Raw genomic sequence first — 13,538 nt, 5'->3', positions numbered from 1 at the left:
AAGCGCTGGCCCGGCCCTCAGCCGTGCGGATGCGAGCCCGGCATCGACATGGTGGATCGATCCGGTTCGGGGATCGCCGCCAAGCTGCCAAACAGGCCATGCGCTTCGTTCTCCACGCCGGCCGTAAAGTAGATCTTGTTGGGATCGCTGTTGGCACTGCCGTTGCCGGGAACGAGGGCCCAGAGATCGCCAATGGTGATTGGCGCACCCTTGGCGTCGAGCAACTTGCCCTCAAAATGATCGTTCTTCAAATCGAACGCATTGATCGTGCCGTCACCAAAATTCCCGACAAGAAGATCGTTGGCGAATTCTCCAAAGGTAGAGGGCGCGATCGCAAGGCCCCACGGAGAATCGAGCGGCCCGCGCGACGCCACCCTGTCGAGCAGGTGCCCTTCCAGATCGAACTCGTCGACAAAGCCGTGGCCAGCACCAGCAACGTCATCATGCTTATCCGCATTCTGCAGCGCGAACGTAACGAACAAGTGGCCGTCAAGAACCTGGACGTTGAAGGGCGCATAGCCGTGCGGCAGATGCCGATCGGTGAAGCTGTTCACCTGCTTGAAGTTCTGGTCGAAGACATCGACCGTTCCGTTGTGGAAGTTTGCGGCGAAAAGGAAGGTGCCATCATCGTTGCTGCCGATCGCAAGGCCCTTGTAGACGGCGCCATCGCTCGAATTATCGACCGCGATGACCGAGCTTGTGGGGTCCACCTTGGGATTCCAGCCGGATATGGTGCCGCTCTCGGTTGCGAAGATGAACAGCGAGGACGCCGTCGTTGCATTGCCGTTGATGTCGAGGCCGCTGATGTCGAAACCGCCTCCGCCGTTGAACACCTGCCCAGTGGGATCGGAATGGTCCTGGCCGGGGAGCGCCGCGACCGTTACAAGCTTAGGCCCGGCCGGCATTCCAGCGCCATCATAAATTGTCGTCACACCCGTCCCGTTGTCCGAGACCCAAAAAGGACTGGTCGCGCTGTGGGCAACGCCCCAGGGATTGATGAGGTTTGGATCGATCGTCGGCGCGGCGCCAGGAGTATCCGAGACCAGATTGGTCTGCGTGAAGGCGACCTCCTCCTGCTCTTTGTGATGGTGATGATGGTTATGATGGTCGTGATCCAGACTCATTGCGTCCATGGTTTCCTCCAGTTTCGTAACGCGCGTGTCTTCCGCCCCGGTCAACGGCACGTTGATCTGAAGCCATCCCCTTTCGGAAATGACAGCGCTTCTGGAAATGGGAAATTCTGAACGCCCGTGGGGCACGAGCGACAACTTATAATCTGTTCGGACGTCACGCCGACTCAAATGACCTTTTTGTTAGTTTTTTCACGATCGGGTGACAGTTGGCAGATGCGGGTGGTTGATCCTGCTTTGGTGGGGGCGCATCACGGCTCGAACCTGGGACCCGCTGATTAAGAGTCTGCGGCTTGGTCATTTGACCAAGCCGCTCCATGACAACCCGACACTATTTCTTCAGTGGCGCATAGAACGTTCCATCGACCTCGGCGATGTCATCCTGATCGAGCTTTCGAACCTCGAGAACAGTACGTGGCGGATAGGGCCCTTTACCCCAAAGATCTTCCTGCACCTTATTCACCACAGGACGTAAACGCACCACATCAGATACATAGATGGTCAAGCGTCCCGCATCTCTTAGTGACGCACCTTCGGCAGCGGCGACCTGCTGCATATTGACGAACATCTGGCGGATACGTGCCTCCTCGCCATCAACGAGCTTGTTGGTGGCAGGATCGATACCGCGCATGCCGCCGACAAACACAAAATCGCCAGCGCGTGCACCTGCGCTCCACGATCCGGTCGGCTTCACACCTCCGTTGACGGACGGGATGATCTTCACTCCGTCAGCACAAGCCGGACTTCCTATGAGAACACAAGCCAGAACGGTGGCGAGCAAGCGTGAATCAACAGTCATGTATATCCTCCAGGTAAGCAAAGAAAACTTGGCTTTCGCGCCTCAGCAACCGAGAACGATTGCATCGATCAATTTTCCAACCACGGACCTCGTCGTCGCTGCCAGAATGGCGCGTCGATAAAGCGGTGCTCGGAGGCATACATCGCCGTTTGTGCAGCAAGGTGCGATGCGATGCCTTGCAGGAACTGCTGCTGATACCGAACCGCTTTCGTCCCGTCGTTTTGCGTAAGAAGTCCGACAACGCTTTCGGCTGCCTGAATTCCGCTCCACAGGGCGGTAGCAAGTCCGTTCGCGCCGAGCGGATCCAACGCACTGGCAGCATCGCCAGCTCGAATGATGAATGGCTCAACAAGGTCCGATGTTGTTACGGTGCTGGCTGCGGCGAAATGCAGTTCGGGCGCCGCAGCCAGATCCATACCAAGACTCGACAAGCGCGGAGAGATCGCTGTTGTTTGCGACGCCAGGTCGGCGCACAGGCCGGCATTCTTGCGCAATCCTGCCGGCAGCAGATCGGAATCAGTAAAGAGTCCCACCAGCATACGGCCCCTGGGCAGCAACGACATATACCACCATCCTATCGCCACAGCCTCAACAAGCGTAACCGAGATGGCCTCAACGTTCTCATCAAGCGTGAAGACACTGTAGCAGGCCACGAGCTTGTCGAGGCGACGGAGCGTCACCGCCGGACCTGCGGTCACAGCGGAGCGGCCTGAACAATCGACCAACAGCCGCGTATTCACCGATGATCGGTCAGCAAGCTCAACGGCGATTCCGGTTTCAGATCTCGAGAACTGCCGGGCTTCACAAAAAACGCGACTTACGCCATCGACTTCAAGTGTTTCCGCCATCCGCGCCTCAAGCCGATAACGATCGATGTGCCAGCCCGACATTTCTCCCTGGTGGAACACGCTACGACGCAGCGCTCTGTTACCCCACACGGAATAGCTGCCCTGACTGACTAACGCCGTCTCTGCATCAAGCAGGCCATGCCATCCAAGTGTTTCCAGATGGGGGCCTGCGCGAAACGACAGCGTTTCGCCGCATCGATGAGCGCTGAGATCGAAGCAACCGCTACGCTGGACATCACGAACCCGAAGCACACGACGTCCGCAACAACTGGCACGGACCCTTGTGTGTTTTACAAGGCTGGCGATTAATTACGCAAGATCAACACGTTAGAGAACTTCCAAGTTGTAGGCTGGGAGGTCATAAGTTTTCGAGCGCGAGCCCAATAAAATCAGCGGGCTTGGCGCGCTCTAAATTCTTGGACACCGACCTCATCAATCGACATCTCGTCGCGGTCGCCCGTGATCTGCTTCGGGTGGCTGCAGCGCCCAGAGAACGTCATCGCCGGGCACATCAAATGGAGCGGCTATCGCACTGGTCCAAAGCCGACGATCCGCGTCGAGCCTTACAGGACCAGCGAGATCGTCGACCATCCACTCGAAGATGGTGACGGTCGATCGCGAAGCGTTCCTTTAAAGAGAACCTCTGGCGGAGCATCACCAGAGGTCTTGGAGATTTACGTGAATAGAAAAGTGCCTCCTTCTCGCTGGTCAAGACTTATAGGCGTCGCCGCCGACGCTAGAAGTTGCGCCGTGCCTGGAAATGAAGTGACACGGTATTCTGCCCGGCGAAGGTGTATGATTGCGGTATTGGTGCTGCGGGTGCAAAGACAGAACTGCCCGTCATCGACGTATTGACGTGGGCCCACAACACATCACTCGAGAACGTCAGGTTCTTCACTGGGGTCCAGCGCGCGAAACCAAACGGGGGCACCACTGCAACCGGGCTTTGGGCCCTTAAGCGCCGCATGAATATTGGGCTAAGGCCAGAGCTACTCGGCAGCTTTATTTGGCATAACGGAAAAATCCTTCGACCTCTGGCCGTCTACGGCTTCCACAAATCCTTCGGCGGCCAAGCCCCGTTTGAGCAACTCTCGGATTGCGGCGGCCCTGCTCGGCATCCGCTTTGCGAATCGCCACGTATCGATGATCCGCAGTTCCGCTCCCGTCAGCATAATTTGGAGCCGCTCGGCCCTGTTGAGCTCACCCATCTGACTTTCCCCGTCAGCCGCGTACTCCTTCAACCCACGAAGCCTAAAATAGGTTCCTAGCTAATTCTACTCACTTAATGCCGAGCGGGGATTAGCCAGTCATGGCTACAAAGACTTTCTTTGAGGAAATAACCTATTGAACTTACTACAGTTTTGTTGATTTCCAACGTCCTCAGGCGCACGCTATCGTTTGGAGGACGAGAAAGATGTCAATTCTGATTCAACATGAGTTTGTCGGGCTGGCTGAGGCCGATCACCGGATAGGCAACAACTTAGCTAGCTTGAGCGGGGTTATTCGCCTTCAGCGCAACACTATCTCAAAGGGCGGCAAGACCTTTACGACTCCGCAAGTCTGCATGTTGCTCGATGACATCAGTGCGCGCATTGAGGTCATGGCGAAACTCCACAAATGCTTGGCTCTGACCATAAACAGCAACGGAGTAAGACTCGGCGATTTCTTGCGAGAAATTTCCGAAACGATCAGCACGCTTGGCTCGGAAGGAAGAATGGACCTAACGGTCGAAAACGCTTGCGACGGCGACATCGACCCGCGTCATGCGCTTCATGTTGGACTTATCACCGCAGAGCTCCTGACAAATGCCAGCAAGTATGCGCATCCGTCGGGTCTAGTTGTTAAGGTCAATGTACGCTGCGAAACGAGGAACGATGGCTCATTGATCGTTGAAGTGACAGACGACGGGGTCGGTTTCCCGGAGAATTTCGATCCGTCCACCGATGGAGGACTTGGATTTAAGCTAATGCGATCTTTAGCAAATGGGCTCAATGCAGAACTTCAATTTGAACACGACAGCCTTGGTGTTCGTGCGCGGCTGGTAAAGCCGAAGCAAATGCAATGCCAGCCCAAAAACTGATCGAGCGACTGCAAGCTTCGATCGGTTTGTCCGAGCACGACCGAAGCAAGCTAGTGAACATGCCGGAGACGGTGAAGACGTTCGCTGATGGCGAGTATGTCTTGCGCGAAGGCGAAAGAGCATTCCACTGCGCAGTCGTGATGAACGGATTTCTTGTTGGTCAAAAGATTGTGGGGACTCGAAACCAGATACTGTCAGTTTACGTGCCCGGCGATATGCCGGACTTACATACGTTGCATCTATTGCGCATGGACCATGACCTATGTAGTGCCGGCCAATCTACGATTGCCTTTGTACAGCACGATTTTCTCAGCGACCTACTGATGAATTCTCCGACGCTGACGCGTGCTTTCTGGCGTGAGACATTGGTCGATGCCGCAGTCTGCCGCGAATGGGTCGCCAACTTGGGATCGCGCGACGCGTTATCCAGAGTGGCGCATGTTTTCTGCGAGCTTGCGACCCGGCTCGAAGTCGTAGGGCTTTTGCAGGAGGATCAGTTTCGTCTTCCGTTCAATCAGCAGAATCTCGCTGATATTTGCGGCCTTTCGACTGTGCACATCAACCGCACCATACAGGAGCTTAGGCGTGGCGGCTTGATCGAATGGAAAGGCCGCGTCGTGACCCTGTGCCGGCGCAAGGAGCTTGAGCTCGTGGCCGAGTTCCTGCCGGACTACCTTCACCTGTCGGAGGCCAAACAACCTGAGAGTCGCATGCGACATGCGCATTCTAAGACTGGGCCAAAGCGGGCAATGCTCTGATCGAGCAGAACGTTCTGCATATCGCGGATAGCGAGGATCGGAAGTATAAGCGCGCCTTTTCCGCATGCATAAAGGAAAGCCCCGTAAATGAACGGGGCTTCCTCGGTTCTCATTGCTTGTCGGTGGCTCCAGGCTTCGAGCCGCCGCTCTGGGAAGAGCCAGTGCCACTCAATGACGTAGGCCCGCCGGAAGTACCGTTTGCTCCGCCGGGCCCGGTGGACGAGCCTGCGGTGCCCGTTCCTTGTGAGCTGCCCGTGGTGCGGCCAGCGGAGCCAGCCGTACCGCCCGTTCCAGAAGACGAGGAGCCGGCAGATGCACCAGCGGAGCCGCCACCCGCACCCCCACCTCCGCCTCCGCCTCCCTGAGCGAACGCGATCGACGTTGAAAGCGCGAAAGCGGCAGCCAAACCAATTGTAGCCAACTTCATGTCGATGTCCTTTCCAGTTGATGTCCTTTCCAGTTAGAGGCGCGTCAACTGCTTGCGCATGACAGCGTTCCTAAGCGCAGCGGTCGCTAATGGTACCGCCGGCCGTTCCCCCAAGATCAGATGAACGGTTTGCCGCCTGTGACTGCGATGGTGGTGCCGGAGGTGTAGCTCGACAGGGGATCGGCCAGCATTACATAGGCGGTAGCGAGTTCAGCCGGCTGCCCTGCCCGCTGCATCGGCACCTGCTTGCCGAAGTTCTTCACCGCCTCTTCCGGCATGGTGGATGGGATCAGGGGAGTCCAAATCGGACCGGGAGCAACCGCGTTCACGCGGATGCCCTTTTCAGCGAGCATCTGCGCCAGTCCGCCAGTGAAATTCTGAATTGCTCCCTTGGTCGTCGCATAGGCCAACAGCATGGGATTCGGCATGTCAGAATTCACCGACGCCGTGTTGATGATTGCACTGCCGGCCTTCATGAGCGGCACCGCTGCCTTCGCGAGATAGAACATCGCGTGAATATTCACTTCAAAGGTGAGCCGCCACTCCTCGTCACTGATATCGCCAATATCGTTGAACGTCGCCTGGTGCGCGGCGTTGTTGACGAGGATATCGACGCCGCCGAGTTCGCTTGCCGCGCGGCTGACCACTTGCCTGCAGTGCTCCGCATTTCGGAGATCGCCTTCGACAAGGACCGCCTTGCGCCCCTCCTTCTCGATGAGTTGTTTTACTTCTTGAGCGTCTTCCTTCTCGTTGAGATAAGCGATCAGGATATCTGCCCCCTCGCGCGCGAACGCGATGGCTACCGCGCGACCAATACCGCTGTCGCCGCCGGTTACGATGGCCTTCTTTCCCTGCAACCGGCCTGACCCTTTGTAGGTGGCCTCGCCGTGGTCCGGAGGAGGCTTCATAGCCTGCGTGGACCCCGGCATGGATTGCTTCTGGATGGGATATGGCGGCTTTGGATAGTCGATCATGTGTATCTCCGGTCGAGGCGTGCTTGGTTCCTGAATCCAACCAGGACGATCTGTGGCGCGCTAAACTGTGGCCGCGAAATTCCGCCTTACGCGTCGCTACGATTTCGCCGTGCCCGGCTCGGCCATCTTGCGATGTTGCCGCGCCAGCACGCCAGCGGGCAGCACGTTGGCAACGGCCGATTGGATCTTGTTCTTGATGCCTGTGACGATGTCGCCCTTGCCGCTCATCATCGCCTCGAAGCCGGCCTTCGCGTCTCCAGCCGCATCGTCCTTCTTGGCTGTGCCGACGCTGGTATCCATCATATCGGCGCGGCGGAAGAACTCGGTTTCAGTCGCACCCGGCATCAGGCAGGTCACGGTGACGCCGGTGACGCGCAGCTCCTCGCGCAGCGCAAATGAGAATGAATCCAGAAATGCCTTACTGCCATTGTACACCGCCTGGAAACTGCCCGGCATGAAACCCGCGATCGAGCCGGTGATCAGGATGCATCCAGCGTTGCTGCGACGCATATCATTGCCAACGCGGTGGATGAGATAGACGGTCCCGGTGATGTTAGTATCGATCACCCGTCTGACCCGGTTGAAATCCTGATCGAGGAACGCATGGCCGAGCCCGACGCCGGCATTCGCAAGCAAGGCATCGACCCGACGCCCCTTGGTCGCTGCATAGAGCCGGTCGACGCCCTCTGTGGTCGACAGATCGGCGTCGACCGCATCCACCTTTCCACCATGGCCGCGAAGCTCTTCGGCCGCGGTCTCGATGGCGGGCTCGTCAGCCGCGATCAGGAGATCGAAGCCTGCGCGGGCGCAGCACCTGGCAAGTTCCAGACCGATGCCGGTGGAAGCGCCGGTGACGACGGCAAATTGTCCCTGAGACATGTGAACTTCCTCAACTTGTGCGTTTGCCAATCAACCACCATCGCGAACCGCCGTTCCTATTACCTCCGCAGTGCGCTCAGCCGGCTCAGCAAAAAACTGAAAGGCAGCTAGCAACCATCGTCGGTGATCCGACTTTGGAATTTCGTTCGGATACCGGAGGCAAGGCATGAGAGCGCTGGTCTGGCACGGCAAGGAAGATATTCGTTGCGACACCGTCACCGATCCCGAGATCGAGGATCCGCGCGATGCCATCGTCAAGGTCACGAGCTGCGCGATCTGCGGCTCCGATCTTCACCTGTTTCACAACTTCATCCCGGGCATGCTGCCGGGCGACATCATGGGACACGAAATGATGGGCGAAGTCGTGGAGGTCGGCCACGGCATGGATGGAAAGCTGAAGAAGGGCGACCGGATCGTGGTGCCCTTCACTATCGTTTGCGGACAGTGCGAGCAGTGCAGACGCGGCAATTTCTCGGTATGCGAGACCACCAACCGCAAGCGGCATCTGGCCAATAAGGTATTCGGTCACACGACTGCCGGCCTGTTCGGCTACACTCATCTGACCGGCGGCTATCCCGGCGGCCAGGCCGAGTATCTGCGCGTTCCCTTCGCCGACACCACGCACATCAAGATCCCCGACGCCGTTTCCGACGAGCAGGCACTTTTTCTGGGCGATATCTTCCCCACCGGCTGGCAGGCCGCCGCTCAATGCGACATCGAACCTACCGATACGGTGGCGATCTGGGGATGCGGCCCGGTCGGTCAGATGGCGATCCGCAGCGCGCTTCTACTCGGCGCGAACCAGGTGATCGCAATCGATTGCCTCCCCGAGCGGCTGAGTATGGCGGAAGCAGGCGGCGCGACCACCATCAATTTCGAATCCGAAAGCGTGGTCGAGCGCCTCAACGAACTCACCGACGGCAAAGGTCCGGAGAAATGCATCGACGCGACCGGCATGGAAGCGCATGTGATGGCCTCGCAGCCGGATACGCTGCTCGACCGCGCCAAGCAGATGCTGATGCTGGAGAGCGACCGCCCGCACGTGCTGCGCGAGATGATCTATGTCTGCCGGCCCTGCGGGGTGATTTCGATTCCGGGCGTCTACAGCGGTCTTTCCGACCACGTGCCGATGGGCGCCCTGATGAACAAGGGACTGACGGTCCGGGCCGGCCAGACTCACGTCAACCGCTGGACCGACGACCTGCTGCGGCGGATCGAGGAAGGTCAGGTCGATCCGTCCTTCGTGATCACCCACACCGTCGATCTGGCGCAAGGGCCCGAGATGTACAAGGTATTCCGCGACAAGCGGGACAGCTGCGTCAAGGTCGTGTTGAAGCCCTGAATATAGCGAGGCGAGAACATGTATTACGTTGCCAACATCATGCGATCCAAGGGTGACCCGAAGATCGTGCGCAGTGGTCCGAGCTCGATCGAGCCGTCCGACCGCCTCGCGCGAAGGCTTGGCTGGTTCAGCATCGGTCTTGGTGCGATGGAAGTGCTCACGTCGCGGCGGATCACGCGCGCATTGGGGATGCGGGGAAGCGAAGGCCTCGTCCGCGCCTACGGCTTCCGCGAGCTGTTCAGCGGCGTCATGTCGCTTTCCGTGGACAAGCGTGCCGGCATGTGGAGCCGCGTTGCCGGCGACGGGTTGGACGCCGCTACACTGCTGTCCGGGTTCAGATATGACAACCCGAAGAAGCACAATGTCGCGCTCGCGCTTCTGATGGTCGGAGGGATCGCCTTCCTCGATTACAAGGCTGTTCAGCAGACGGTGGCGCGCTCGCCGAGGCGTGGCGGGGGACGGCGCCTCTATGCCGACCGGAGTGGCTTCCCGAAGGGGTTAGAGGCCGCACGAAGTTCCGCGAAGAACCTCCTTGGCCGGGCAGCCGTCGGAGCGTCGTAGATGAAATGGGCGTGACGCCTTGCGGCAACACCCGCACGCGGACGGCACGCAGAACGAAATCGCACTGGCTCGCGGCGGCCGAACTTGGCCTGATCAGCAGCACGTTCTCGACCATCGTCAGCCAGCTGTTCGCCGCTCGCATCGGCCGCGATGCCTCGGTCGACTGGATGACGGTAGCTGCGATCCCCGCGCGAGACTGGGCGATCAGCGCCGAGCCGTCCTGGAGCGCGATCCTGGCTGGGATCGCGTTCCATCAATGGGCGGACTTCTCGTGGGCGATGGTGTTCTTCGGCCTGCTCGGGCGCTGGACGGCCGAGCTTCGGCCGCTGACCATCCTCATGCTCGCGCTACCTTGGGCAGTGTTCTCGTCAGCGACGGAATGGTTCGTGCTGGTCCCACTGCTTCCGTTCTGGCAGCCGCTGTTCACGTTGCAGCAACCCTACTGGATTGGCCTGCTCGTTCATGGCGCTTCCGCCTTCATGTATCCGCTGTTTGCTTGGCTGCGCTGGCCGCCGGGCGAAGCCCCCGAGAGCGACGCTCGGTTCGGCAAAGTACGGCTGAGCGGATCACTGGCGATCGTCATCGCGCTCGCCGGCATAACGCTATTGTCCAGCCTCGGCCGCGAGCTGCCTTGGATCGGCCGCGACAAGGTGTCGGATCAAACCTACATCCGCCACATGACCGCCCATCACGCACAGGGCATCGAGCTGGCCCGCTTGGGCATCAAGCGCGCCCAGGACCCAGATCTGCGGTCGCTTGCCATGCTGATGGTCGCGAGCCAAACCGGCGAGAACAGGATTTTCGACAATTGGTGGCAAAGCTGGTTCGACACGGCCATGCCGGGCTGCTCGGCCGAGGAGCGCTCCGACATGCCGGGCTACCTCACCTCCGTGCAGATGCAGCAGGTCAGCGCCGCTTCACCGGACCAGTTCGATGCACTGTTCGTTGAAATGATGACCCTGCATCACAAGGGCGCGGTGAAGATGGCCGATCAGCAATGGCGCAGCGACGGCGACCCGCGCCTGCGCATCATGGCGCATGCGATCCGCCACGAGCAGCAAGGCGAGATCGCGCTGATGCAGGGCGCAGCCGGCATCGCGGCCGTCACTGCGGCGTTTCGAAACATGTTCGCCGACAACGTGAACTAGAGCATTTTCTGTTCTGACTGAATCAGAACCGAAGCTCTAGATCCTTGTTTTGACGCGTTTTCTTCACGCGAACCGATGTCCACTTCGCTCGAAAACGCTCTAGCGTAAGGCTCCGGCTTGCGGCGCGACGGTTTGATGACCTTGTCAGTATTGCGGTCGGTATCGTCGAGCGGCGGGCCATCATCGGGCCTTGGCGGCATATGGTGGCCGCCCTGCTTCTCCTGGATGCGCTTCTGCTCCTCTTTGTCGGACATGATCACCCTCCTCATGCCGCACGCACATCGGCCCTGACCCGCACTGGAATCGACTTCGCCGCCGGCGTCTTGGCCTTCTTCTCGTGATGCCAAAGCGGCAACAGCGGATTGCATTCGGGATAGTAGCCCGCAATACACCCTTCCGGGATGTTGTAGGCGACAACCCGAAGCCCGCCGACCTCCCGCTTGACGCCGTCGTTCGCGGCCGTGGCGAGCGTGACAACGCTTCCCTCCTTCAACGCAAAGCGATCGATGTCGTTGGGATGCATCAGCACGACATAGCGCGATCCGTGGATACCGCGGAAGCGGTCGTCGTAGTTATAGATGGTAGTATTGAACTGGCCGTTGCTGCGCAGCGTGATGAGCTGGACGATGTCGCGATCCTCAGGCCGCATGTCGATATCGGTTGCAAGCGAATCCGGCGTGATGAAGTTCGCCTTGCCGGTCTTCGTGTTCCATCGGCGCTCGCGGGCGCCGAGCGGGCGATGGAAGCCGCCGGGTTTCCAGAGCCGCGCGTTGAAATCGTGGAAGATGTCGGGATAGGTCGCCGCGATCGCATCGCGGATCCGGCTATAGTCCGCCACCCATGCATCCCATGGAATGGTTGAGCGTGTGGGTGCCGCAGCCTTCGCCAATTCGGCGATGATTCTTGGCTCGGACGGCAAGTCGGAGCTCGCCGGCCTCACTTGCCCCCAGGAGCCATGCATGCAGCCGGTGGAATCCTCCATCGAGACCGCCTGCCGCCCACTCTCCTGCTCGTCGATCTCGATGCGGCCGAGGCATGGCAGGATATAGGATATCTCGCCATGCACCAGCGCCGTGCGGTTGAGCTTGGTCAGGATGTTCACCGTCAGGCGCAGCCTGCGCCAGGCAGGCTCGACCCGTCGGTGGTCGGGAACGGAACGAACCAGGTTGCCGCCGAGCAGCACCACAGCGCGCACAGAACCGTCGATGATCTTCTCGCAAGCTTCGACTGTCGTCGTACCTTTCTGCGCAGGCACATTGATGCCGAACAATTCCCTGATCTTGTCCTTCGGCACCATGTCCGGCTTCTCGGTGATCCCGACGGTGCGCTGCCCCTGGACGTTGGAATGCCCACGTACCGGGCAGATACCGGCGCCAGGACGTCCGATATTGCCGCGCATCAGCGCGAGGTTGACCATGGTCTGGACAGTTTCAACGCCCCGTTCGTGCTGGGTCAGGCCCATGCCGTAGATAAACATCACTGATTTGGCATGCGCGTAGACTGTGGCGGCAGCTTCCAAGGCATTGCGTGTCAAACCAGAGCGGCGCTCGATCTCTACCCATTCGCAATCCTTCACGGCGGCGGCGAATTCGTCCCAGCCATGCGTATGCTCGCGGATGAAATTCCAATCAATGACCGGATCGGAAGGGCCGGCCTTCTCGTCGAGCGCCAGCAGCACCTTGGCAATGCCGATGATTGCCGCGGTGTCGCCGCCGGTCTTGACTTGATGATATTGCGAGGTGATGCGGGTTGGCGATCCCATCAGCATTTCGCCGGGCGCCTGAGGGTTGACGAACTCCTCCAGACCCCGTTCTCGCAGCGGATTGAACGTCACGATCGGCACGCCACGACGCGACGCCTCCTGCAGCTCGTGCAGCATCCGCGGGCTGGAGGTGCCGACATTCTGTCCGAAGAAGAAAATGCAGTCGGTCTTGCTGAAGTCGTCAAGCGTACAGGTGCCGACCGGTACACCAATGCTCTCCGGCAATGCCACCGACGTCGTCTCGTGACACATGTTGGAACTATCGGGCAGGTTGTTGGTGCCGTAGGCACGCGCGAACAGCCCGTACATGAAGGACGCCTCCAGTGAGGCTCGGCCGGAGGTGTAGAACACCACGCTATCGGGCTGCAGCGCCTTCAGTTCGCGGCCAATCTCGCGGAACGCCTCCTCCCAGCCGACCGGCACATATTTGTCGCGCGCAGCATCCCAGCGCATCGGGTGGGTCAAGCGGCCGGCAGCCTCGAGGTGGTGATCGTCCCAGGCCTCGAGCTCAGCGAGCGGCTTGTCGGCGAAGAATTCCGGTGTCACGCGTTTGTGCGTGATCTCCCACGTGGTCGCCTTGGCGCCGTTCTCGCAGAACTCGAACACGCGCGGATCGGCCGGCTTCGCCCAGGCACAACTGACACACATGAAGCCGTCGGGTTTGTTCTGGCGGAGCAGAACGCGCGGGCCCGTGAACGGCACGTGATCGCGCGCGAGACTCCGAGCAAGGGATCGTACCGACCCCCATCCGCCAGATGGGTGCTCATACGGCTCGACTTCGAGGTCTGCGCTCAGTTTGCGTTTGGTGGACATGGCTGTTCCTTGGCAGA

Annotated in this window: 13 protein-coding genes; 5 read left to right on the top strand and 8 right to left on the bottom strand. The window is 59.5% G+C overall.

The genetic code is table 11. The annotated features are described in order from the left end of the window. Positions 1–17: 17 nt before the first annotated feature. From AC5ZGW_RS02845 to AC5ZGW_RS02830, 4 genes are all read right to left on the bottom strand, one after another. Positions 18–1,133 carry a TIGR03118 family protein gene (locus tag AC5ZGW_RS02845; RefSeq protein WP_130222707.1) on the bottom strand — a complete coding sequence of 372 codons (1,116 nt, stop codon included), beginning with the start codon at positions 1,131–1,133 and terminating at the stop codon, positions 18–20. A gap of 328 nt (positions 1,134–1,461) precedes the next feature. After that, a complete protein-coding gene (locus tag AC5ZGW_RS02840; RefSeq protein WP_130222705.1) occupies positions 1,462–1,929 on the bottom strand; it encodes a RidA family protein in 468 nt (155 codons plus the stop codon). Between the two features lie 68 nt (positions 1,930–1,997). Next, positions 1,998–3,029 (bottom strand): NAD(P)/FAD-dependent oxidoreductase, encoded by a 1,032-nt coding sequence (locus tag AC5ZGW_RS02835; protein WP_130222703.1) that lies wholly within the window; start codon positions 3,027–3,029, stop codon positions 1,998–2,000. Positions 3,030–3,766: 737 nt separating this feature from the next. Then, positions 3,767–3,985 carry a hypothetical protein gene (locus tag AC5ZGW_RS02830; RefSeq protein WP_130222701.1) on the bottom strand — a complete coding sequence of 73 codons (219 nt, stop codon included), beginning with the start codon at positions 3,983–3,985 and terminating at the stop codon, positions 3,767–3,769. Positions 3,986–4,191: 206 nt separating this feature from the next. Between AC5ZGW_RS02830 and AC5ZGW_RS02825 the strand changes: the two genes are divergently transcribed. Together AC5ZGW_RS02825 and AC5ZGW_RS02820 are read left to right on the top strand one after the other, a co-directional pair. Further along, complete coding sequence (locus AC5ZGW_RS02825) at positions 4,192–4,857, top strand: sensor histidine kinase (protein WP_051396475.1); 666 nt, start codon at positions 4,192–4,194, stop codon at positions 4,855–4,857. Further along, positions 4,839–5,615, top strand: a complete 777-nt coding sequence (locus AC5ZGW_RS02820; RefSeq protein WP_130222699.1) for a Crp/Fnr family transcriptional regulator — start codon at positions 4,839–4,841, stop codon at positions 5,613–5,615. The genes AC5ZGW_RS02825 and AC5ZGW_RS02820 overlap by 19 nt, the downstream gene beginning before the upstream one ends. A 543-nt stretch (positions 5,616–6,158) precedes the next feature. On the opposite strand, the gene AC5ZGW_RS02815 is transcribed toward AC5ZGW_RS02820, so the two are convergent. Both AC5ZGW_RS02815 and AC5ZGW_RS02810 read right to left on the bottom strand, forming a co-directional pair. After that, positions 6,159–7,016, bottom strand: a complete 858-nt coding sequence (locus AC5ZGW_RS02815) for an SDR family oxidoreductase (RefSeq protein ID WP_130222697.1) — start codon at positions 7,014–7,016, stop codon at positions 6,159–6,161. A 96-nt stretch (positions 7,017–7,112) separates the two neighbouring features. After that, the gene (locus tag AC5ZGW_RS02810; protein WP_130222695.1) at positions 7,113–7,895 is read right to left on the bottom strand and encodes an SDR family NAD(P)-dependent oxidoreductase; all 783 of its coding nucleotides are present in this window, start codon (positions 7,893–7,895) and stop codon (positions 7,113–7,115) included. A gap of 166 nt (positions 7,896–8,061) precedes the next feature. Between AC5ZGW_RS02810 and AC5ZGW_RS02805 the strand changes: the two genes are divergently transcribed. The 3 genes from AC5ZGW_RS02805 to AC5ZGW_RS02795 are packed head-to-tail and all read left to right on the top strand — an operon-like array spanning position 8,062 to position 10,946. After that, positions 8,062–9,237: a zinc-dependent alcohol dehydrogenase gene (locus tag AC5ZGW_RS02805; protein WP_130222693.1), complete on the top strand. Its 1,176-nt coding sequence runs from the start codon at positions 8,062–8,064 to the stop codon at positions 9,235–9,237. Between the two features lie 18 nt (positions 9,238–9,255). Beyond that, positions 9,256–9,798 (top strand): hypothetical protein, encoded by a 543-nt coding sequence (locus AC5ZGW_RS02800; protein ID WP_130222691.1) that lies wholly within the window; start codon positions 9,256–9,258, stop codon positions 9,796–9,798. Positions 9,799–9,803: 5 nt separating this feature from the next. Continuing rightward, a complete protein-coding gene (locus AC5ZGW_RS02795) occupies positions 9,804–10,946 on the top strand; it encodes a DUF305 domain-containing protein (RefSeq protein ID WP_130222689.1) in 1,143 nt (380 codons plus the stop codon). Here the strand turns inward: AC5ZGW_RS02795 and AC5ZGW_RS02790 are convergent. Both AC5ZGW_RS02790 and AC5ZGW_RS02785 read right to left on the bottom strand, forming a co-directional pair. Next, complete coding sequence (locus AC5ZGW_RS02790; protein ID WP_130222687.1) at positions 10,943–11,200, bottom strand: hypothetical protein; 258 nt, start codon at positions 11,198–11,200, stop codon at positions 10,943–10,945. The genes AC5ZGW_RS02795 and AC5ZGW_RS02790 overlap by 4 nt on opposite strands. 11 nt (positions 11,201–11,211) lie before the next feature. Then, positions 11,212–13,521 carry an FdhF/YdeP family oxidoreductase gene (locus AC5ZGW_RS02785; RefSeq protein WP_130222685.1) on the bottom strand — a complete coding sequence of 770 codons (2,310 nt, stop codon included), beginning with the start codon at positions 13,519–13,521 and terminating at the stop codon, positions 11,212–11,214. Positions 13,522–13,538: the final 17 nt, after the last annotated feature.

It is taken from the genome of Bradyrhizobium sp. Crot121 (assembly GCF_059512385.1).
The sequence above is the reverse complement of the archived record's forward strand: the minus strand, read 5'-3'. Positions and strand labels throughout refer to the sequence as shown.